The 21,093-nt window shown below is 70.1% G+C and carries 23 protein-coding genes; 14 read left to right on the top strand and 9 right to left on the bottom strand.

From position 1 onward, the window contains the following. Positions 1–16: 16 nt before the first annotated feature. On the bottom strand, positions 17–1,426 hold the full coding sequence (locus tag LC438_RS17780; RefSeq protein WP_223587384.1) for an MFS transporter: 1,410 nt from the start codon (positions 1,424–1,426) through the stop codon (positions 17–19). Positions 1,427–1,500: 74 nt separating this feature from the next. On the opposite strand from LC438_RS17780, the gene LC438_RS17775 reads away from it, so the two are divergent. Continuing rightward, positions 1,501–2,079, top strand: coding sequence for a helix-turn-helix domain-containing protein (locus LC438_RS17775; RefSeq protein WP_223587383.1), 579 nt, complete (start codon positions 1,501–1,503; stop codon positions 2,077–2,079). Positions 2,080–2,152: 73 nt separating this feature from the next. On the opposite strand, the gene LC438_RS17770 is transcribed toward LC438_RS17775, so the two are convergent. The 3 genes from LC438_RS17770 to LC438_RS17760 are packed head-to-tail and all read right to left on the bottom strand — an operon-like array spanning position 2,153 to position 4,115. Beyond that, positions 2,153–2,839 carry a hypothetical protein gene (locus tag LC438_RS17770; RefSeq protein ID WP_223587382.1) on the bottom strand — a complete coding sequence of 229 codons (687 nt, stop codon included), beginning with the start codon at positions 2,837–2,839 and terminating at the stop codon, positions 2,153–2,155. Continuing rightward, entirely contained in the window at positions 2,839–3,741 is a 903-nt protein-coding gene (locus LC438_RS17765; protein WP_105675755.1) for an ABC transporter ATP-binding protein, read from the bottom strand. The genes LC438_RS17770 and LC438_RS17765 overlap by 1 nt, the downstream gene beginning before the upstream one ends. After that, a complete protein-coding gene (locus LC438_RS17760) occupies positions 3,738–4,115 on the bottom strand; it encodes a GntR family transcriptional regulator (RefSeq protein ID WP_105675753.1) in 378 nt (125 codons plus the stop codon). The genes LC438_RS17765 and LC438_RS17760 overlap by 4 nt, the downstream gene beginning before the upstream one ends. A 135-nt stretch (positions 4,116–4,250) precedes the next feature. Between LC438_RS17760 and LC438_RS17755 the strand changes: the two genes are divergently transcribed. Both LC438_RS17755 and LC438_RS17750 read left to right on the top strand, forming a co-directional pair. Then, the gene (locus LC438_RS17755) at positions 4,251–4,412 is read left to right on the top strand and encodes a hypothetical protein (RefSeq protein WP_223587381.1); all 162 of its coding nucleotides are present in this window, start codon (positions 4,251–4,253) and stop codon (positions 4,410–4,412) included. A 264-nt stretch (positions 4,413–4,676) separates the two neighbouring features. Further along, on the top strand, positions 4,677–5,885 hold the full coding sequence (locus LC438_RS17750) for a cation:proton antiporter (protein ID WP_223587380.1): 1,209 nt from the start codon (positions 4,677–4,679) through the stop codon (positions 5,883–5,885). Between the two features lie 38 nt (positions 5,886–5,923). On the opposite strand, the gene LC438_RS17745 is transcribed toward LC438_RS17750, so the two are convergent. The 3 genes from LC438_RS17745 to LC438_RS17735 all read right to left on the bottom strand — a co-directional run bounded on the left by LC438_RS17745 (position 5,924) and on the right by LC438_RS17735 (position 7,688). Beyond that, entirely contained in the window at positions 5,924–6,061 is a 138-nt protein-coding gene (locus LC438_RS17745; RefSeq protein WP_223587379.1) for a hypothetical protein, read from the bottom strand. Next, complete coding sequence (locus LC438_RS17740; RefSeq protein WP_223587378.1) at positions 6,058–6,675, bottom strand: bifunctional 4-hydroxy-2-oxoglutarate aldolase/2-dehydro-3-deoxy-phosphogluconate aldolase; 618 nt, start codon at positions 6,673–6,675, stop codon at positions 6,058–6,060. Before LC438_RS17740 ends, LC438_RS17745 begins: the two co-directional genes overlap by 4 nt. Positions 6,676–6,767: 92 nt before the next feature. After that, positions 6,768–7,688, bottom strand: coding sequence for a sugar kinase (locus tag LC438_RS17735; RefSeq protein WP_223587377.1), 921 nt, complete (start codon positions 7,686–7,688; stop codon positions 6,768–6,770). A 100-nt stretch (positions 7,689–7,788) separates the two neighbouring features. Here LC438_RS17735 and LC438_RS17730 point away from each other — a divergent pair, with 100 nt between their 5' ends. The 7 genes from LC438_RS17730 (at position 7,789) to LC438_RS17700 (ending at position 15,130) form a co-directional block, all read left to right on the top strand. Further along, positions 7,789–9,072 (top strand): alanine racemase, encoded by a 1,284-nt coding sequence (locus LC438_RS17730; protein ID WP_223587376.1) that lies wholly within the window; start codon positions 7,789–7,791, stop codon positions 9,070–9,072. An 8-nt stretch (positions 9,073–9,080) separates the two neighbouring features. Beyond that, the gene (locus LC438_RS18830) at positions 9,081–9,812 is read left to right on the top strand and encodes an IclR family transcriptional regulator (protein WP_105675745.1); all 732 of its coding nucleotides are present in this window, start codon (positions 9,081–9,083) and stop codon (positions 9,810–9,812) included. A gap of 24 nt (positions 9,813–9,836) precedes the next feature. Further along, complete coding sequence (locus LC438_RS17720; RefSeq protein ID WP_223587375.1) at positions 9,837–11,027, top strand: class I SAM-dependent methyltransferase; 1,191 nt, start codon at positions 9,837–9,839, stop codon at positions 11,025–11,027. A gap of 154 nt (positions 11,028–11,181) precedes the next feature. Beyond that, positions 11,182–11,523, top strand: a complete 342-nt coding sequence (locus LC438_RS17715; RefSeq protein WP_219844621.1) for a hypothetical protein — start codon at positions 11,182–11,184, stop codon at positions 11,521–11,523. Between the two features lie 397 nt (positions 11,524–11,920). Then, entirely contained in the window at positions 11,921–13,258 is a 1,338-nt protein-coding gene (locus LC438_RS17710) for a glycine betaine/L-proline ABC transporter ATP-binding protein (protein ID WP_223587374.1), read from the top strand. Next, entirely contained in the window at positions 13,255–14,208 is a 954-nt protein-coding gene (locus LC438_RS17705; RefSeq protein ID WP_105675739.1) for a proline/glycine betaine ABC transporter permease, read from the top strand. The genes LC438_RS17710 and LC438_RS17705 overlap by 4 nt, the downstream gene beginning before the upstream one ends. Then, positions 14,201–15,130, top strand: a complete 930-nt coding sequence (locus LC438_RS17700) for a glycine betaine ABC transporter substrate-binding protein (protein WP_223587373.1) — start codon at positions 14,201–14,203, stop codon at positions 15,128–15,130. Before LC438_RS17705 ends, LC438_RS17700 begins: the two co-directional genes overlap by 8 nt. A gap of 125 nt (positions 15,131–15,255) precedes the next feature. Here the strand turns inward: LC438_RS17700 and LC438_RS17695 are convergent, their stop codons facing one another. Then, positions 15,256–16,515: a cell wall metabolism sensor histidine kinase WalK gene (locus tag LC438_RS17695; protein ID WP_223587372.1), complete on the bottom strand. Its 1,260-nt coding sequence runs from the start codon at positions 16,513–16,515 to the stop codon at positions 15,256–15,258. Between the two features lie 5 nt (positions 16,516–16,520). After that, positions 16,521–17,186, bottom strand: coding sequence for a response regulator transcription factor (locus LC438_RS17690; RefSeq protein ID WP_223587371.1), 666 nt, complete (start codon positions 17,184–17,186; stop codon positions 16,521–16,523). A 137-nt stretch (positions 17,187–17,323) separates the two neighbouring features. Between LC438_RS17690 and LC438_RS17685 the strand changes: the two genes are divergently transcribed. From LC438_RS17685 to LC438_RS17670, 4 genes are read left to right on the top strand one after another with little or no spacing between them, the layout of a single operon-like run. Further along, positions 17,324–18,079, top strand: a complete 756-nt coding sequence (locus LC438_RS17685) for a hypothetical protein (RefSeq protein WP_181155929.1) — start codon at positions 17,324–17,326, stop codon at positions 18,077–18,079. Beyond that, positions 18,076–19,128 (top strand): efflux RND transporter periplasmic adaptor subunit, encoded by a 1,053-nt coding sequence (locus tag LC438_RS17680; protein ID WP_223587370.1) that lies wholly within the window; start codon positions 18,076–18,078, stop codon positions 19,126–19,128. The genes LC438_RS17685 and LC438_RS17680 overlap by 4 nt, the downstream gene beginning before the upstream one ends. Then, positions 19,128–19,835, top strand: coding sequence for an ABC transporter ATP-binding protein (locus LC438_RS17675; protein WP_105675731.1), 708 nt, complete (start codon positions 19,128–19,130; stop codon positions 19,833–19,835). Before LC438_RS17680 ends, LC438_RS17675 begins: the two co-directional genes overlap by 1 nt. After that, positions 19,832–21,046, top strand: a complete 1,215-nt coding sequence (locus LC438_RS17670; RefSeq protein WP_223587369.1) for an ABC transporter permease — start codon at positions 19,832–19,834, stop codon at positions 21,044–21,046. The genes LC438_RS17675 and LC438_RS17670 overlap by 4 nt, the downstream gene beginning before the upstream one ends. Positions 21,047–21,093: the final 47 nt, after the last annotated feature.

Here is a 21,093-nt window from a genome sequence, read left to right as displayed (position 1 = left end):
CGTGCGCCGGGGCGCTCTACTCGAACTGCTTCGCGTGCGCGGTCCAGCCGGACTCGGTGGGGAGCGCCCGCAGCGCGCGGTTGCCGACGGCGAGGGCCACGGCCACGAGGCACAGCACGGCGCACGCGATGACGGTCCACTCGCGTCCGGCCGACGCGAGCCCGAAGCCGGCGATGAGCGGGGCGAGCGGCATGGCTCCCATGCCCAACACGGCGGCGGCGCTGTTGGCCCTGCCGAGCAGCCGCGACGGGGTGGCGACCATGAAGTAGCCCATCAGCGCGGCGTTCAGCGCGGGCAGCAGGAACACCGATGCGGCGAGCACACCGACGATCAGCCAGGGCTCGGTGATCATCGAGATGGCGACGATGCCCGCGGTCGCGCATGCGAGACTCACGATCGTCAGCGTTCCCGCGCTGATCCGGGGGACGAGCATCGGGGCCACGATGGCGCCGAGCAGCATCGTTCCGCCCAGCGCCGCCGACAGCGTGCCGATGAACACCGCGGAGTATCCGGACTGCTGCAGCGAGTAGATCACCGTGGTGATCGCCGCGTTGAAGCCGAGGTTGATGATCGTGGTGATGAAGAGGACGCCGCGCAGGTCGGGGCGCGAGAGCAGCCACGAGAAGCCCTCGCGGAACTCCGTCCACGCGCTCGTCTTCACGACGGATGCCGGATGACTCGCGGATGCCGGATGACCTGCGGATGGGGCGGGAAGACCCAGAGCATCCGTGTCGGCATCCGCGTGTCCGACCTCGACACGCCGTCCGGCGCGCACCTCGTCCGGGTTTCCCCTCTCCCGCACGCCGTCCGCGCCTGTGTCGGCGATCCCGTCGCGACGCGCGCCCCGGCGGAGCATCCATGCCGTGAGGGCCGCGACCAGGTGGCACAGCGCCATCACCGCGCCGACCAGCCATCCGCCGACGCCGAGCAGGAGGCCGCCGAGCGGTCCTCCGACGAGCTGGAGGGCGGCATCCCGTCCCTGATTCGCGGCCTGCGCGCGGCCCATCGCCTCGTCGGGGACGATCTCCTTGATGGCGCTCTCGCCGGCGACGTCGAAGAGTCCGCTGCGGGCGGCGAGCAGCACGTCGATGACGAGCAGCGTCGAGAAGGTGAGCGCGTCGGCGAGGGCGAGGAGCAGGAAGGCCGCCGACAGCAGCACGCCGAGCAGGGAGCCGATGAGCATGAGGAGGATGCGGCGGTGCCGGTCGGCCAGGATCCCGCCCGCGAGGGTGGTCAGCAGCCGCGCGACCATGCCCGCGCCGCCGATGATGCCCGCCTGCGCGGGGTCGTTCGTGATGATGAGCGCGAGCAGCGGGACGGCGAATCCGAAGAGGGATGCCGCGAGCCCCTTGCTCGTGTCGCTGAGGAGCCAGGTGAGGTAGCGGGTGTTCTGCCACAGCCTGTGGGGCGCGGTCACGGTGGTCATGCTCACACGATAGTTACGCAAGAGAAGTTGCGCAACTCCTATTGCGCAACTTTGGATGCGGATACACTGGCGGGATGAGCGAGGAGAAGCGCGTCGATCCGGTCTGGATGACGTCGGACATGCTCAAGGCGTACGCGAACCCGCTGCGACGGCAGATGATCGCCCTGTTCGCGCGCCGCGACCACCTGCGGGCTGCTGATGTCGCCGCGGAGCTCGGCATCGCCCCGAACAGCGCGAGCTTCCACCTGCGGGTGCTGGCGGATGCCGGACTCATCGAGGAGGCCCCCGAGCACGCGCGCGATCGACGCGACCGGGTCTGGGTCGGGCGCAAGCTGGCGCTGAACCTCGGCGGCCCGGAGAGCCCGGTGCCCGACGAGGCCCTCGGCAGCGTCATGATCCGCTCGCTCGCCGAGGACCATCAGGACATGATGCGACGCGTGGTCGAGTGGACCCCCGAGTACGTCGCCGGTCGGGCGACCGGGGTGCACGCGGCGTTCGTGCAGCGCGTGGTGCGCCTAACGACCGACGAGTTCAGCACCCTGCTGGAGCGGATCGACGAGGTCATCACCGAGGCCGTCGACGCCCACGACCAGGACGATCCGGACGGCCGTGCTTGGCAGATGGACCTCCTGGCCGCCGACGACGCGATCTGACCCCTCTCGCGCAGAAACGCGGATGCCGCGACCGCACGTGTCCGTGCAGCCGCGGCATCCGTCCTCCGATCGTCTAAGGGAGCGCCCTCCGGAAGGCGAGGAACGAGATCCCCATCAGGCCGACGGTGACCACGAGGCCCCAGAGCGCGAGGCCGAGGGCCCCGAGTGTCATCACGCCCTCCCAGAAGCCGCCCCACCAGTCGAGCTTCGTCGCCAGGAACCCCAGGCCGACGAGCAGCAGCGCCACGGCCACCCACGAGATCGTGAGGACGGTGAGCCCCCAGGTCTTGAAGATCGTCGCCCCGGTGAAGCCGAGCACGAAGAGGCCGAGGGCGAGCGTGAAGTAGACCACGAAGGCGCCGATGGGTCCGGCCTCCCACAGCCAGTCCAGGTAGAAGACGTAGCCGTTCACGCCGTAGCCGTGCGTGAGCACCTCGATGCCGCCGCCGATCAGGAACAGCACCCCCATGAGGGCGCTGGCGAGCACCGCGGTGAGCATCGTCCCGAGGAAGAACTCCCGGCGCGTGATGCTCAGCGCCTGCGAGAACGGGAAGGTGTAGGTCATCGCCCCGATGCCGATCGCCATGAAGTACCAGAGCGGCGCCTGCCCTGCACCACCGTACTTGGGGGTGTCGACCGGGATCATCGCGTAGACGAGGATCGAGAGCAGGGTCGCCCCGACCAGGATGATCAGCGGCGTCCAGATGAAGGTCTGCCGGTTGATCATCTGCAGACGGACGACGTTGAGCGTGCGTCGCATCAGCGCACCTCCTCTTTCTCGGCGGCGGTGACGTCGCCGCGCTGGGTGAGCCGCACGACGAGCTGCTGCAGCGAGACCGGGGCGAGGTCGAGGCCGGCGGCGGCGACCTCCGCTCTTTCCGCGGCGCTGAGCTCGCCGAGCGTGGTGACGGAGGCGACCCTCCCGAGCGCCTCGCGATGAAGGACCTCGCGGCCGGCGGCCCAGGCGTCGACTCTGGCGGCGTCGCCGACCACGGTGACGGCGCGGTCGCGCACGGCATCCGTGTCTTCGTTGAGGATGATCCGGCCGTTGTCGATGACGATGACCTTCTCGATGAGGTTGGAGACCTCGTCGATCAGGTGCGACGACAGGATGACGGTGCGCGGGTGCTCCGCGTAGTCCTCGAGCAGCCGGTCGTAGAAGATCTGCCTGGCGACGGCGTCGAGGCCGAGGTAGGGCTCGTCGAAGAACGTGAGCTCGGCGCGCGAGGCGAGGCCGATGATCACGCCGACGGCGGAGAGCTGCCCTCGCGAGAGCTTCTTGATGCGCTGCTTCAGCGGGAGCTGGAACTCGGCGGTCAGCCGGTCGGCGAGCGTCTGGTCCCAGTGCGGGAAGAACAGGCGTGCGGCCGAGAACGCGTGCCGGGGCGTCGCATCGTCGGGGTACTTCTGCCCCTCGCGGACGAAGCAGATCCGACCGAGCACGCGTGCGTTCTCGTACGGGTGCTCGCCGAACACCCGTACGGAGCCGGACGTCTCGAAGTTCTGCGCGGTGAGGATCGACATGAGCGTCGTCTTGCCGGCGCCGTTGCGGCCGAGGAGGCCGTAGATCGCGCCGGGCTCGAGCGACAGCGACACGTCGTCGAGCGCCCTCTTGTCCCGATATCTCTTGGTGAGGTTCTGCACCTCGATGACCGCGGTCATGCGGGGTTCCCTTCGGTGCGGGCGGCGCGCTCGGCGAGCAGTGCCGCGAGGTCGGTGGCGTCGAGGCCGAGCGTGCGGGCCTCGGTGAGGAGCGGGTCGATGTAGCGCTCGGCGAACGCGGAACGGCGCTCCCCGAGGAGCAGGTCCTTCGCGCCGGCGGCGACGAACATCCCGATGCCGCGGCGCTTGTACAGCACGCCCTTGTCGGTGAGCATTGCGACTCCCTTCGCAGCGGTGGCCGGATTGATCCGGTAGAACGCGGCGAGCTCGTTCGTCGAAGGCGCCTGAGACTCCTCGGCCAGCGAGCCGTCGAGGATCGAGTCCTCGATCTGCTCGGCGATCTGGAGGAAGAGGGGCTTGCCTTCTTCGATCACGAGTCCTCCGATGGTTGGTGGGTTAGTTACTCGACTAGGTAACCATACAACCCGGAGTGTGTCAAGAGGTCGCGTGAGGCTGCATCCTCCTTCGATCTCGTGACAGCGACCGACCTGTCGACGTATCGTGTGGGCATGTCTCGAGAGAATCAGCCTGACGACACGGCGCACTCGGTCGGTGAGGATCCGGCGTACCTGACCTCGGCCGGCGAGCGCGAGAACGATCGCGCTCGCGAAGACGCCGAACGGGCGCTGACGACCTGGTACTCGTCGAACATCTCCTTCACGGCCGGGTAGGTCTTACGCGGGCTGCGTGCTCGGCGTCGAGCGCCGCATCGTCTGCCGTACCGCGGCAAAGACCGGTAGGAGCTCGTTGCGCCCCGCGGTTCCGAAGCGCGTCAGGGTCCTCACGGGGATCGCCCGGTCGCATTGCGAACACTAGAATCGACGTCCGGGCGTGCGTTCGAGAGCGTTCCCGGTCCGACGGCGCTCGTCGCAGATGGTGCGTCCGGCCCCGCTCCCGATCCGGCCCTCCACCTTGTCCCTGTCAGAGATCGTCGGATGCTCCCTCTCCTCATCGCCGCAGCCGCAGCGCTGGCATGGGCGGTCACGCATCGGAGGCTGAGCTCCCTCGCCGTCACCGGGCCGATGCTCATGGTCGCCGTCGGGCTCGTCACGGGATGGGTCGCCGGACGTGACGTCGATGTGTTCTTCAACTCGAGTGGAGCATTGCAGACGTCCGAGCTCATCCTCGCTCTGCTGCTCTTCATCAACGCGATCCAGTTCCGCAGCCCGCTGCGCGCTCAACTGGCGGGCCCCGCGATCAGACTGCTCGCGATCGCGTTACCTCTGTCGTTGGTCCTGATCACGATGGCGGGAGCACTGCTGCCGATGGGGCTCTCCTTCGGCGTCGTGCTCGTCATCGCATGCATTGCGGTTCCGGCTGACTACTCGAAGGACCTCGTCCGCACACGCGGCGGTCGCGTGCCCGGTCGCGTCAGCAGGTGGCTCACCATCGAAGGCGGCTACAACGATGGATTGCTGAGCCCCGTGCTCCTCGTCGCGATCACGCTCGCGGCTCCGGGGACGGGGGACGCCGCGCACGATGTCCTCGGCATCCTCCTCGGTGCTGTGCCTGCGATCGTCCTCGCCGTGCTGGTCGGGCTCGCGACGGGGGCCGTGTGCGGCATCCTCTTGAAGGTCGCCTACGAGAAGCAGTGGGCCGACGTGCAGAGCGCGCGCATCGGCGTCTTCGCCCTTCCGATCCTCAGTTACACGATCGCGGTCACGGTGCACGGCAACGGATTCATCGCAGCGTTCGTCTGTGGGATCGCCTATCGTCTCGTTCAGGGTCGCAACCGCATCCCGTCCGACGCGCATCTCGTGGAGGACATGGGGTCTTTCCTCAACCTCCTGCTGTGGCTGGGGTTCGGCGCGGCGGCAGCGATCCTCCTCTCCCACAACGACGACTGGTGGCCGGCCATCGTCCTCGCCCTCATCGCGGTCACCGTGGGGCGAGCGGCCCCGGTGCTGCTCTCCCTCATCGGGTCGAAGACCAGCCGGACCGACCGCGTCTACATGGCTGCCATCGGCCCGAAGGGACCGGCATCCATCGTCTTCGCCCTCATCGCGTTCAGCATGCTCCCCCGGGAGCAGGGGTATCCGATTCTCGCCGCCACCGCGATCGTCATGCTCAGCAGTCTGCTCGTGCACGGAATCGGCGGTCCGTTCCTCACCCGCAGGCTGTACCCGGCCGACAGCGTCCATTAGGGGAGCCGTGAGCGGTCGCTCCCGACGGCGGATCCCCGTCAGCGCTCGGGCTGGGCGTCCTCTCGAGTGGGAGCGGGGAAGAGCACCCGATCGATCACCGTGCCGATGCCGGTCCCGAGGAGAAGCGGCATCGCGACTCCTGCGTCGGTGACGAGCAGGGCGGCACGATCGGTCATGACGGGGAGCGGGAGCCGTCGAGCAGGGCGGCGAGGAGGGGGAGCTGCGCCGGGTCCTCCAGTGCGGTGCCGACGGCCACCACGCTCGCGCCCGCCTTCAGGTAGTCGCCGGCGTTGGCGGCGTTCATGCCGCCCGTGGTCACGAACCTCGCCTGCGGGAAGGGGCCCTGCATGGCGGTGAGCCACGGCGTCCCGAGCACGGATGCCGGGAACGCCTTCACCCAGGTCAGCCCGGCCTTGAGGGCGAGCTGCACCTCGCTCGCCGTGGCGACGCCGGGCATGCTCGGCATCCCGGCCTCGTGCGATGCCCGGACGACCTCGAGGTCGAGTCCGGGGCTCACGGTGAAGGATGCGCCCGCCGCGGTCGCCTGGGCGACGTGCTCGAGCGACACCACGGTGCCGGCGCCGACGATCTTGCCCCGGTCACGCGCGGCCGCCGCGACCGCGCGCAGCGCCTCGAGGTCTTCGGGCGTCTGGATGGGCAGCTCGACCATGTCGATGCCGAGGTCCCATGCGGTCGTCGACACCGCCAGGCTGCGCTCGACGCCCATGCCGCGCAGGATCGCCATCAGTCGCGCGCCGGCGAAGAGCTCCTCGAAACCGGAGTTGTCCATCGTCTTCCCTCTCTCGTCGCGGCAGCCGCGGCAGCCGGTCTCTTCTCTCACGGGCCGCGGGGGCGGCCGTTCTCGTCATCGACCGCGGGCGGTCAGCCCACGGCATCCGTCTGCGCGGCGCCGACCACGTCCTCGGTCGACTGCAGCACCAGGTGCGCGCGTTCGTGCCCTGCCCGCAGGCTCTCCTGCGGAGACCGACCCTGCAGCATCCCGGCCAGGTAGCCGGCGGCGAAAGCGTCGCCCGCGCCGACGGCCTCCACGACCTCGGTCGGGATGGCCGGTGCGAACACGACGCCGTCGGCGGAGAACTCCGTCGCACCCACGTCGCCGTCCTTCACGACGAGATGCGCGGGGGAGGGCAGGAGGTCGTGCACGTCGGCGGCGGTGCGGCATCCCCACAGGGTCTCGGCCTCGTCCAGGCCGACGAACACGATGTCGGCGCGGTTCGCGAGGGCGAGCAGCGCGGGGGCGGCATCGGATGCCGACCACAGCGCGGCGCGATGGTTCACGTCGAAGCTCAGCAGGGCGGGGCTCGCGGAGACGCGTGTGATCACGGCCTCGATCATCGCCGCGCAGCTCGCGGAGAGCGCGGGGGTGATGCCGGAGACGTGCACGATCCGCGCGTCTTCGAGGGGCACGTCGGCGACGGAGTCCGGCGTCATGCGCGAGGCGGCGGAACCTGCACGGTAGTAGCGCACGCCGTTGCCCGGATCCTTGAAGTAGACCCCGGTGGGGGCATCCGCATCGAACCCGACCCAGCGGGTGTCGACGCCCCGCGAGGCGACGGCGCGGTGCACGCGGTGTCCGAGCACCTCGTCGCCGAGGCGGCTCACCCAGGCGGAGCTCTCGCCGAGGATCGCGACGTGGGCGGCGACGTTCGACTCGGCGCCCCCGATGCTCAGGCGCACGTCGTCGGCGTCGGCGAGGGGGGTCGCGTCGCGAGGGGTGACGAGGAGCATGGTCTCCCCGATCGCGATCAGGGCCGGCGTGGCGGCAGGGGTCATGAGTGCCATGATGTCGAGCGTGTGCAGTCCCCGCAACGAGCGTTGCAGCATGTGCACACCGGCGCATCCGGGGGTAGGTTCGACGCGGAACCCGTATGAGGAGGAACCCATGGCACAGCGACTGCTGCTCGACGGACTCGGCGCCGAACGCCTCTCGGCCAGAGACAAGGGCATCCCGGAGCGCGCGTTCGGGATGACCGTCGAGGCGTTCCTCGCCACCGCGCCCCGCCTCTCCGAGTTCTGGACCCCTCTCATCGCGCTCGACGACAGCGCCATGCGCAGCAACGTCGACGTCATGGCCGCGTGGACGCGCGAGCGGGGGCTCGAGCTCATGCCCCACGGCAAGACGACGATGGCCCCGGCGCTCTGGCAGCGGCAGCTCGACGCCGGATGCCCCGGCATCACCCTCGCGAACATGGATCAGGTGCGCGCGGCGCGCACCTTCGGCCTCGAGGAGATCATGCTCGCGAACGCCGTGGTCGACCCCCGTTCGCTGCGCTGGCTCGCCGAGGAGCTGGCGGACCCGGAGTTCCGCTTCCTCAGCTGGGCGGACTCCGTCGACACGGTGGAGCGGATGCAGAGCGCCCTGCGCGAGATCGGCGTGCCCCGCCGTGTGGACGTGTGCGTCGAGCTCGGAGCGCCCGGAGGTCGCACCGGCGCCCGCACCCTCGACGAGGCCGGCGAGATCGCACGGCTGATCGCGGCATCCGACGTCCTGCGCCTGGCCGGGGTCGCCGGTTACGAGGGCAGCCTCGGGCATGACCGCTCGCCGGAGGCGCTCGCCGCCGTGCGCCGCTACCTCGGCGACCAGATCGCGCTGCACGACTCCCTCGCCGACCTCTACGACGACGAGGGCGACGTGTTCGTGACGGCCGGAGGCAGCGCGTACTTCGACCTCGTCGCCGAGGTCTACGCGCCCGCCATCGCCCGTGGGGAGCGCACCCGCTGGACCCTCCGCTCCGGCGCCTACATCGTGCACGACGACGGCTTCTACCGGGGCATCTCCCCGCTCGACGAGACATACGACGGTGAGCACGGCATCCTGCGCTCGGCCATGCACGGCTGGACCCGCGTCGTCTCGCACCCCGAGCCGGGGCTCGCGCTGCTCGACGGGGGCAAGCGCGACCTGCCGTTCGACGAGGGGCTGCCGACGCCGCAGGGTGTCGCCGCCGACCCCGGAGCGGCCCTCGCCCCGCTCGCCGGCGCGACGGTGTCGTCGATGAACGACCAGCACACCTTCCTGCGGCTGACGGATGCCGGGGTCGGCATCGGCGACGTCGTCCGTCTCGGCCTCTCCCACCCCTGCACCGCCTTCGACAAGTGGCACTATCTGCCCGTCGTCGCGTCCGCTGAGGACGACCGCGTGGTCGAGCTCGTGCGGACCTTCTTCTAGGCCCCGCCGTGTCTCAGAGCGTGCGCAGGGCCGCCCTCATCATCGACTCGATCGCGGCGAGGCCGAAGAGCGTGGCGGAGCTCGCGACCGAGTTCGACCTGCACCGCTCGACCATGTTCCGCGAGCTGCAGACCCTGGAGGACGTGGGGTACGTGCGCCGACGGGCCGACGGGGCGTACGTGCTGGCGTTCCACCTCGTCTCGCTCGCCCAGATCGCGCTCGAGAACCTCGACCTGCGCAGGGCGGCGTCCGTGCACCTGCGCGAGCTGCACGAGGTCGTCGGCAACACGCTGCACGTGGCCGCGCTCATCGACGACACCATCGTCTACGTCGACAAGGTCGAGGATCAGGGCGGCGTGCGGATGTACTCCCGCATCGGCTCGCGCGTGCTCCCGCACTGTACAGGGGTGGGCAAGGCGATCCTCGCGGATCTCGACGAGCACAGGAGGGATGCCGTGCTCGCCGGCACCGACTGGACCGCGCACACCGCGCGCACGCTGACCTCGCGCTCCGCCCTCGATGCCGAGCTCGACGTCATCTCGGCCCGCGGATGGGCGGTCGACGACGCCGAGTTCGAGGACTTCGTGAACTGCGTCGCCGTGCCGATCCGCACCGCGATGGGCGTGGTCGGCGCCCTGTCGCTCACCGCGATCCGGATGGTGCAGGATCTCGACGATCTCGCCCACCGCATCCCGCTGCTGGAGCGCACGGCCGCGCGCATCGCCCGCGAGGTCGGGTAGGCGACGGCCGCGTATCGTGGGGACGTGCCCGACTTCCCCTACGACCGCCTGCGGCGGTGGCCCGACGTCGAGGCCGAGAACCTCCAGGCCCACGACGCCACCGACCTGCTACTCGTGGAGAGGGCGCTCGCGCTCGGCATCCCCGGCGAGGAGATCGCGGTCATCGGCGACGAGTACGGCGCGATCACGCTGGCGCTGACGGATGTCGGTCGCACCGGCGTGCGCGTGCACCAGGACCTCGCGACGGGGCGGCGCGCCCTGCTGCGCAACGCCGAGGAGCTGGGGCTGAGCGGCTTCGCGTCGCACGAGCTCGACCGCTCGCTGCTCGACGGCGCGCGGCTCGTGCTGCTGCAGCTGCCCAAGGCGCTCGCGGAGCTGGAGGAGATCACGGATGCCGTGGCCCGCTGGGCCGCGCCGGACGCCGTTCTGGTGGCCGGGGGGCGGGTCAAGCACATGACTCTCGCGCAGAACGACGTGCTCGCTCGGGGCTTCGCGGAGGTGCAGCCGCAGCGCGCGGAGCGGAAGTCCCGGCTGATCGTGGCCTCCGCGCCCCTGCCGGCGCCCGCGGCCGCGCCGTTCCCGGTGTCGACGGTGCACGGCGGTCTCACGGTCGTCGCGCACGGCGGGGCGTTCGCCGGCTCCCGGATCGACATCGGCACCCGTGTGCTGCTCGACGCGCTCGCCGGTGCGGCTCCAGAACTCCGGAGAAGCACGGCGACAGGGGCCCCGGAGAGCCGTGATGCGTCACTTTCGGCGCCGATCTCCGGAGTTCTGGACGGGGCGCCGACCGCGATCGACCTGGGCTGCGGCACCGGCGTGCTCGCGGTCTCCTACGCGCTCGCCCATCCGGGGGTGCGGGTGATCGCGACGGACCGCTCGGCGTCCGCCGTGGCGTCGGCGCGAGCGACCGTCGAGGCGAACGGGCTCGCCGACCGCATCACGATCACCCACGACGACGCGGGCTCGGCTCTGGCCGATGCGAGCGCGGACGTCGTGCTGCTGAACCCGCCGTTCCACCTCGGCGCCAGCATCCACACCGGGGCGGCGACCCGGCTGTTCGAGGCCGCGGCGCGGATGCTGCGCCCCGGCGGCGAGCTGTGGACCGTGTACAACTCCTCCCTCGGATACCGGGCGGAGCTGTCGCGGCTGATCGGCGAGACCGAGCAGGTGCTGCGCACCCCGAAGTTCACGGTGACCCGCAGCGTCCGGCGCTGATCGCTCTCTGCAGAACGCCCCACTCCTCCTTCACAATCGAGCCGTCCCACGAGTTCTCCACAGCATCTGGAATTCTCCGCTGACAGGGGCTTTCCCTCACTTCGGTGGCTGGCAATCTGAAGCCCTCACCCCGGAGGATGGAAAGGTGCTCACCGTGACAGAACCTCAGATATGGACCGCGCTCGGCATCCTCGCCGCAGCCCTCACCGGAACGATCGCGCTGTCCACGCAGTTGATGATGCGCACGATCTCCGCGCAGTTCGCCACGGTGAACACGAAGATCGAGGGCCTGCAGACGGAGATGATCGTCCGGTTCGAGAGCGTGGATCATCGGTTCGATCAGGTGGATCGACGGTTCGAGGAAGTCGATCGACGCTTCGACGAGGTGGATCGTCGGTTCGTCGGCATCGAGAAGCGGCTCGATCGGGTCGAGCACCGGCTGGACGGCCTCGACGGCGACGTCCAGGCGCTCACGAAGCGGCTGCTGCCCGACTGATCGCGCCGCGGTGGGCGGCTTTCCCTCCAGCATTCGGGAGGTGCCCGTCGGTCCTCTCGTGAGGTGATGCCCGTCGTTTGGTGGGGCGAGCAGAACCCGTTCAATCCCCCGGTCAGCCGACGAAACCGAACAGTGATCAGAATTGCGGATTTGCCCCTGACCGGCCATTTCGTTAGGTTGGGTTGAGGGCCTGACGGCCCAAGATCAGTCCGCGGCCGCGTCCTTCTTTCGATGTGCTGTGCTGCGAAGAGGCGCGGGCGTACGGTCGATGTTCTCTGCGAGGGATCCGAAATCCCTCGCCAGCGCCGCCACAGCGAAGCACTCGAAACGGCCCCGTGAACGTCACCCGGGCGTAACCGAAGCGGGCTCGCCCCACAGGGCGCGCCGCGGGGGAAACGTGTCCGAAATCGCACTTGAAGCGCGCCATCTGTACAAGGTCTTCGGGAAGAACCCGAACCAGGCCGTCCGTCGACTGAAGTCCGGAGAGAGCCGCACCGACGTCGTCGACGCCGGAACCGCCGCCGTCATCGACGCCGGTTTCACCGTGAACCGCGGTGAGATCTTCGTCATCATGGGGCTGTCCGGCTCCGGCAAGTCCACCATCATCCGCATGCTCAACGGGCTGCACGAGGCGACCGACGGCAGCGTCATCGTCGCGGGAGACCCGATCACCGGCATCCCGGCCTCGCGGCTGCGGGAGATCCGCCGCGACCGCATCTCGATGGTGTTCCAGCACTTCGCCCTGCTCCCGCACCGCACGGTCGCCGCGAACGTCGCCTATCCGCTGGAGCTCAAGGGGATGCCCCGGGGCGAGCGTCTCGCGAAGGCCGAGGAGATCCTGACCCTCGTGGGTCTCGAAGGCCAGGGCGACAAGCTGCCCTCCGAGCTCTCCGGCGGCATGCAGCAGCGCGTCGGCATCGCCCGCGCGCTCGCCGCCGACACCGACATCCTGCTGATGGACGAGGCGTTCAGCGCGCTCGATCCACTGATCCGCCGCGAGATGCAGGAGCAGCTGCTCGAACTGCAGCAGAAGCTCCAGAAGACGATCGTGTTCATCACGCACGACCTCAACGAGGCGATGTTCCTCGGCGACCGGATCGCGGTCATGCGCGACGGCCGCATCGTGCAGATCGGCACGCCGGAGGACATCCTCACCGACCCTGCGAACGACTACGTCGAGCAGTTCGTGCAGGACGTCGACCGTGCCCGTGTGCTCACCGCCGCGAACGTCATGGAGCGCCCTCGTCCCGTCGTGGCGCACACCGCCGGCCCCCGCACGGCGCTCCGCCAGATGCGCGACGCCTACATGTCGGCGACGTACGTGGTCGGCCGCGACCGCCAGCTCGTCGGCATCGTGACCGACCGTGACGCCGTGAAGCTCGTGCGCAAGGGCATCACCACGCTGGACTCGATCCTCAAGCCGGTGCCGCTCGCCGTGAACGAGGACGAGGTGCTGATGAACCTCTTCATCCCCTCGGTCGAGTCCCCCGTGCCGCTCGCGGTGACGGATGCCGCCGGCCGCCTGGTCGGGGTCATCCCCCGCGTCACCCTCCTCGCCGCCCTGGGCCCCGGCCCCGGCGCGACGGGAGAGCTCACCCTGCCGCTCATGCCGATGCCGCAGGCCGAGATCGACGCCGTGCTCGACGACGGCTGGACCGCGGAGCCCGCGACGTTCCCCGTCGTGGAGCGCGGACTCGAACGCACGGATGACAGCGCCGAGGAGGCCACCCGATGAACTTCCATCTCCCCGTCGGCACGTGGGTCGAATCCGCCGTCGACTGGATCAAGGACAACCTCGACGGTCTCCTCGGAGTCGTCTCGTTCGTCGTGACGTCGCTCGTCGAGGGCCTCACGTACCTCCTGCTGCTGCCGTACTTCTTCGTCGTGATCGCCGTGGCGGCCCTCATCGCGTGGCTCGTGCGCTCCTGGCAGCTCGCGATCGGGACCGTGATCTCCTTCGGCCTCATCGTCGCGATGGGCCTGTGGGTGCCCGCCATGCAGACGCTGGCCCTGGTGCTCGTCGCCGCGATCGTCGCGGTGCTGATCGCGATCCCGCTCGGCATCTGGTCGGCCCGCAACCCGACCGTGCGTGCGGTGCTGAAGCCGGTGCTCGACTTCATGCAGACCATGCCCGCGTTCGTGTACCTGATCCCCGCGATCGTGTTCTTCAGCATCGGCGTGGTGCCGGGTCTCGTCGCGACCGTCATCTTCGCCCTGCCCCCTGGCGTGCGACTCACCGAGCTCGGCATCCGCGGGGTCGACTCCGAGACCGTCGAGGCCGGTCAGGCCTTCGGCGCGACCCCCGCGCAGATCCTGCGCGGCATCCAGCTTCCGCTCGCGATGCCGACGATCCTCGCCGGAGTGAACCAGGTGATCATGCTGGCCCTCTCGATGGCCGTGATCGCCGGTATGGCCGGGGCCGACGGCCTCGGGAAGATGGTCGTCGAGGCGATCTCCACCGTCAACATCGCCAAGGGCGTCGAGGCCGGTCTGGGGGTCGTGCTCATCGCCGTCTTCCTCGACCGCGTCACCGCCTCCCTCGGCTCGCTGGGACAGAACCCCTCGTCGCTGCTCTGGATGCTGGCCCACCGCCGCTCCGCCGAGAGCGCAGACGCGGCATCCGCAGCCGGAACCGCCGCTGAGCCCGAGACGCCCGCCGAAGAGAAGGAGCTGCAGAATGCCTAAGAACAGGATCCTCATCTCCGCGGCCCTCGTCGCCGCGGCATCCCTCGCCCTCGTCGGCTGCGCGACCGACGGCGCCGGAGGCACCAGCGGCCTCACCGGCGGCGGGTCGACCGGTGGGGAGAGCACGGGAGACAAGGGCACCATCACGCTCGGGTACCTGCCCAGCTGGACCGACGGCCTCAGCACCGCGTACCTGCTGCAGGACCAGCTCGGCAAGCTCGGCTACGACGTGAAGATGAAGACGCTCACCGAGGCGGGGCCGCTCTACGCGGGGCTCGCTCAGGGCGACGTCGACCTCTACCCGTCGGCCTGGCCCGAGCTGACGCACGCCGAGTACATGACCAAGTACGCCGACTCGATCGAAGACCTCGGCGCGTACTACGACAACGCGAAGCTCACGATCGCCGTGCCGGAGTACTCCGACATCGACTCGATCGAGGACCTCGCGGGCAAGGGTGCGGACTTCAGCGGCAAGATCGTCGGCATCGAGCCCGGTGCGGGCCTCACGAAGCAGACGGTCAAGATGCTGTCGGCCTACGGGCTGGACGGCGAGTACTCGCTGCTCACCTCCTCGACCGCGGCCATGCTCACCGAGCTGAAGGCCGCGACCGAGAAGCAGGAGGACATCGTGGTCACGCTGTGGCGCCCCTTCTGGGCCAACGACGCGTTCCCCGTGAAGGATCTCGAGGATCCGAAGGGCGCGATGGGCGAGGCCGAGGGGCTGCACTTCCTCAGCACGAAGGGCTTCGCGAAGGAGTTCCCCGAGGCCGCAGCGCTCATCGAGAAGATCCGTCTGGACGACGAGCAGTACGGCTCGTTGGAAGACCTTGTCGTCAACCAGTACGGCGAGGGCAAGGAAGCGGATGCCGTCGACGCCTGGCTCGAGCAGAACGGCGACCGCCTGGGCTGGGTCGTCGACTGACGCCCCTCCCTCGCGCGCTCTCGTTCTCTCGCACGCACGCTCTGTCACGCGGGTGAGGGGTCATGAAGTGCCGTCTCCGGGGAGTGGGAGGCGGCACTTCTTGACCCCTCAGCTGCGCTGAGGCGCTAGGCGGGGAGGGAGAGGGCGGCGATCAGGCCGCCGCCGGGGCGCGCGGTGAGATGCAGGGTTCCGCCGTGCTTCTCCACGACGCTCTGCACGATCGCGAGGCCGAGCCCTGTGCCGTCCGGACCGGTCGAGGTGCGCGTCGCGTCTCCTCGGTAGAAGGGCTCGGTGAGCAGCGCGAGCGTCGCCGGCGCGATGGGGGCGCCGGTGTTCTCGACCTCGACGACGACGCGATCCTTGCCGCGGCGCACGCGCACCCACAGCTCGCCGTCCGTCACGTTGTGGCGGATGCCGTTCTCCAGCAGGTTGCGCACGGCCCTGGCGATCAGCATCCCGTCTCCGTCGATCGACGCCGCCGAGAGGTCCGCGTGCAGCGTCACGTCGTTCACCGCGAGCTCCTCGATCTCCGCCGAGACGACGCTGTCGACCTCGACGTGCTCGACGTGCTCGAGGTCGGTGCGGGAGCGGGCGAGCGTGAGGAGCGCGGTGATGAGCCGTTCGCTCTGCTCGGTGGCACGAAGGGCCCTGCGCATGTTCGGCTCCAGCTCCTCCGGGACGTCGCCCTGGGTCAGCGGGATCTCCAGTGCGGTCCGGGTGGTCGTGAGCGGGGTCCGCAGTTCGTGGGAGGCGTTCGCGACGAAGCGGTCCTGCGCGGCGAACGCCGACTCCAGGCGGTCGAGCATGCCGTCGATCGTGTCGCCGAGCTCCTTGATCTCGTCGTCGGGGCCGGGGAGGTCGAGGCGTCGTCCGAGGTCGCGCTCGGAGATGTCGCGTGCGGTGGCGGTGACCTCGCCGATGCGGTCGAGCGAGCGCCGGGCGAGCCAGAACGCGATCGCGGCGGCCACCCCGGTGAACGCCAGGAGGGTCACCGCCGACCACAGCAGCAGGCCGCCGCCCACCTCGTCGGCGAGGAAGGTCGACTGCTGCAGCACCGCGCCGCCGACCGAGTCGACCGCCACGGTCTGGGCGGGAGTCGATGCGGGTATCGCCTGCGCGACCTCCTCGAAATAGGCGCAGCCGGTGATGGTCGCGCTGTCCGTCGACCCGAAGGTGGAGAAGGGGACGGCGCCCTCGGGCGCGGTCGTCCCGGTGACGTCGGTGCTGTCGGTCAGGATGCTCGCGGGCACGCAGCTCTGCGTCGTCAGCGAGATGGCAGATGCGAACAGCTGCTGCACGACCAGGTACTGCACGGCGAGCAGGGCGGCGCCCGCCGCGATGAACACCGCGGTGATGATCAGCACCAGCCTGGTGCGGAAGCTCATGCGTCTCATGACGTCCCCATCCGGTATCCGTGGCCGGCCGCCGAGTGGATGACGGCCGGCTCTCCGAGCTTGCGGCGCAGCGTGTGCACCACGATCTTGACGACGCCGCGGGTCCGTTCGAGCGGCTCGTCCCACACCTCGTCGAGCAGCTCCTCCGCGCTCACGTATCCGCCCTCGGCGGTGAGCAGCGTCTCCAGCACCCCGAACTCCTTGAGCGTGAGCCGGATCGGCATCCCCTCCCGCTCCGCGATGCGCCGGGCCACGTCGAGCCGGATCCCGGCGAACTCGCGCACCGCGCTCTGCCGCGTCGTCTGCGTGCGGCGGGCGAGGGAGCGGATGCGCGCGAGCAGCTCCACGTAGGCGAAGGGCTTGGCGAGGTAGTCGTCCGCGCCGAGGTCGAGGCCCTCGACGCGGTCGGTGAGGGCGCCCGCGGCGGTGAGCATGAGGATGCGCGCCGGATACCCCTGCGCCACGAGGGTGCGGCAGACGGCATCCCCGTGCAGCACAGGCAGGTCGCGATCGAGCACGATCACGTCGACGTCGGATGCCGCGGCCGCTGTCAGCGCGCTCGCGCCGTCACGCGCGACGTCCACGAGGTACCCCTCTCGGCGCAGGCCGTCGGCCAGCGTGTCGGCCAGATCGACCTCGTCCTCCACCAGCAGCAGCCGCATGGCACCTCCCTCATCCGAGGGTGCGGGGGCCGCGGTTAGTTTCCGGTTAGGAGCCGTCATACCGACAGCAAACCACCGCCTCCATAGAACTGACTGCGGAGTCGTGGACGAGCCGCGGCCGGGAGAAAGGGAATGTCATGGTCGATGTGAAGAAGCGCCGCACCTTGGCGGTGATCCCCGCCATCGCGGCGGTCATCGTGCTCGCCGCCTGCGCGGCTCCGGAGGGACAGGGCAAGGGGGATGCCGCGAACGACGCCGCAGCGGCGCGTTTCGTGACATGCCTCACCGGGGAGGGGCAGACGGCGAAGATCCTCGAGGGCGGGCAGGTGGGCATGCTCATGCCCGATGCTCCCGGCGACTCCCCGATGGAGAGCATGGAAAGCGGGTCGGCGACGCTCAGCACGGGAGAGGGCGAGAACCTCGGCATGACCATGGTCACGACCGACGAGGACGGCATGTGGCTGGCGTCGACCACCGCAGACGGCTACCCGGAGGACGGCGGCCAGCGGGAGGCGTGGGAGACCTGCGAGAAGAAGGTCCCGGAGTTCTCGCAGCCCGAACCGGACATGTCGATGGCCGAGGGCGCCAAGGCGTTCTCCGCGAAGGACATGATCGAGGCGAGCCTGAAGTTCGCCGAGTGCGCCAGGGAGAACGGGTACGCGGACTTCGCCGATCCGGATGCCGACGGCATGCTGGAGCTGCCGGCCGGCATCACCGAAGACGAGGCCAGGGAGCTGCTCACGTCGTGCAAGGACGCGATGGGCGAGATGCCGCCGGCGATCTCCCAGAAGAGCATCGAGGCGCTCGACTTCGACTGGTTCGCCGTGGTGAGCGAGTTCTTCGAGGGCGGGTTCATGGCGACGACCGTCGTTCCCGCGGAGGGCGGCGAATGAGCCGCCGGGTGGCCTGGGTGCTGACGCCCCTCGCGCTCGTCGCCGCTGCGGGGGTGGCGCTCGCCGTGCTGCAGCCCTGGCGGTCCGCCGCCGAGAGTCCTGACGAGGGCAAGAAGCCGGTCACGGCCGTCGCCGAGCTCACCACGCTCACCTCCGACCTGCGTCTGAACGGCAGCCTCAGTTACGGCGCATCCATCGACCTCCCCGGGCGCGGAGGCACCGTCACCCGTCTGCCGAAGGCCGGCGATGTGGTGGGCGTCGGTCAAGCGCTCTACGAGGTCGACGGCAAGCCGGTGATCGCGGTGCGCGGTGACCGGCCGTTCTGGCGGGATCTCGGCATGGGTGTGGAGAAGGGTCCCGACGTGCGTCAGCTGGAGCAGGCGCTCGCCGACCTCGGCTTCGGCAAGAATCTGACGGTCGACGACGAGTTCACCCAGGTCACGGAGGCTGCGGTCAAGGCCTGGCAGAAGTCGCTGGGGATGGCGAAGGACGGCGTCGTGAAGCTGGGGGACGTCGTCGCGATCGCCGATGCCTCGGTGCGGGTCGATGCGGTGAAGGCCCACCTGGGCGACCCCGCCGGCTCCAGCCCGCTCAGCTACACGGGCACGACCCTGCGCGTGGTGGCGAAGCTCACGGATGCGCAGGCGAGGGAGATCCTGCCGGGGACGGCGGTGAAGGTCGTGCTCCCCGACGGCACCGAGGTTCCGGCGACGATCACGTCGATCGACCCCGGCGGGCAGCCGACGGAGAAGGAGGGCGAGACGACGCCGCCCACCGCGCTGGTCGATCTGGCCGACCCCGCGGCCGCGCAGGGCATCGGCCTTCGCGCCGTGAAGGTCGTGCTCGCGGCCGACGAGGTCAAGGACGCGCTCGTGGTCCCGGTGACCGCGCTGGTCGCCACCGCCGACGGCGGCTATGCGGTGGACGTGCTCCGCAAGAACGGGAAGGTCGAGCGGGTGGCGGTCGAGGTCGGGCTGATCGCCGACGCCCGGGTGCAGATCGTCGGGGGAGACCTCGCCGAGGGCGACGCCGTGGTGGTGGCCCAGTGATGCCCGGAACGGTCGTCGAGCTGGTCGACGTCGTGAAGGAGTATCCGGGCAGCCCGCCGCTGCGCGTGCTGCACGGGGTCGACCTGGCCATCGGGAGCGGTGAGCTCGTGTCTGTGGTGGGGGCTTCGGGGTCGGGCAAGAGCACGATGCTCGCGATCATGGGCACGCTCGACGATCCGACGAGCGGCACCGTGCTGATCGACGGCACGGATGTCGCGAGGCTGGGGGAGCGCGAGCGCGCCGCCCTGCGCGCACGGCGGATCGGGTTCGTCTTCCAGCAGTTCTTCCTGCTGCCGGCGCTGAGCGCGCTCGACAACGTCGCGCTCGGGCTGCTCTACTCCGGGGTGCCTGCGGCGGAGCGGGCGTCGAGGGCCGCGGTCGCGCTCGAACGGGTGGGGTTGGGTGCGCGCATGCGGCACCGGCCCGGTCAGCTGTCGGGCGGCGAGCAGCAGCGCGTCGCGATCGCCAGGGCGGTCGTCGGCGATCCGTCGGTGCTGTTCGCCGACGAGCCGACCGGCGCCCTGGACTCGACCACGGGCGGGCGCATCCTCGAACTGCTCACCTCCATCTCCGAGGCCGGAACCGCAGTGGTGATCATCACCCACGATGCGCACATCGCCGCCCGCACGCAGCGTCAGGTGAGCATCCACGACGGGCGCATCCTCAGCGACACCGGAGCCCTGGTCCTGGAAGGAGCAGCACGATGAAGCGGCGTTCAGGGGAGAGGATGCCGCGGCTCAGCGCGCTCGACAGCATCCGCACCGCGCTCATCGGTCCGCGCAGCCGCAAGATGCGCACGGCGCTCTCGGCGCTCGGCGTGGCGGTCGGGATCGCGGCTCTCACCGCGATCACGGGTATCGCGGCGTCGAATCAGGCGGCGCTGCTCGCCAAGCTCGACGCGCTCGGCGCCGACATGCTCGTCGTCCAGCCGGGATACGGTCCCGACGACAAGCCGGTGCCCCTGCCCCAGTCGGCCGCGGGCATGATCGACCGGGTCGACGGCGTCGAGGAGGTCGGCGTGCTGCAGAGCGTGCCCGACGGGATCGGCGTGTATCGCAACGACCTGATCGCGAAGAGCCAGGGCAACGGGCTGACGGCGTACGCGGCGAGCCCGGACTTCCTGTCGTCGGTGGAGGGGTCGGTGGCCGAGGGGGAGTGGTTCGACGAGTCGACGCGCTCCCTTCCGGTCACGGTGCTCGGGGCCGCGGCCGCGGCGCGCATGGGCATCACGGAGCCCGGTGTGCGGGTGTGGATCGGAGAGCAGTGGTACACGGTGATCGGCATCCTGGACTCTGCGGGTCTCGCCGAGTCGATCGACGCCTCGGCGTTCCTCGGCGACCGCTGGGCCGCTGAGCACGTGTCGGCGGATGGCGAGAAGAACACCATCGCGTCGATCTACGTCCGGATGGCGGACGGCAGGACGGGAGCGGATGTGCGCGACGCCGTCGCGCGCGCAGCCAACCCGGCATCCGACTACGTGCAGGTCATGGGACTCGGCGATCTCGCCGGAGCCCGGGAGACCGCGGACGACTCGCTATCGGGCCTCGCGGTCGGCCTCGCGGCGATCGCGCTGCTGGTCGGGGGGATCGGCATCGCGAACACCATGGTGGTCGCCGTGCTGGAGCGTCGAGGCGAGATCGGGCTGCGACGGGCCCTCGGCGCGCGCTCGGGGCAGATCGCGGGGCAGTTCGTCGGCGAGGCTCTGGTGCTGGGCGGGCTCGGCGGACTGGTCGGCATGCTGCTCGGCGGGGTCGGGGTGTTCGTCTACGCCGCGATCCAGGGGCAGGCGGCGTCGATACCGATCGTCGTGCTGGTCGGCGGGCCGCTCGTGGCGCTCGCGGTCGGCGTCGTCGCTGGCCTCTACCCCGCGGTGAGCGCGGCGCGGCTGTCGCCGACCACCGCCCTGCGGACGGTGTGAGGCCGCGGCATCCGCTCTCCGCCGCGGGGTGAGCGCATGTTCGGGAG

This window comes from Microbacterium sp. OVT16B (assembly GCF_019969705.1).
In the GTDB taxonomy this organism is placed as follows: Bacteria; Actinomycetota; Actinomycetes; order Actinomycetales; family Microbacteriaceae; genus Microbacterium; species Microbacterium natoriense.
This window is presented reverse-complemented; position numbering and strand designations above follow the sequence as displayed.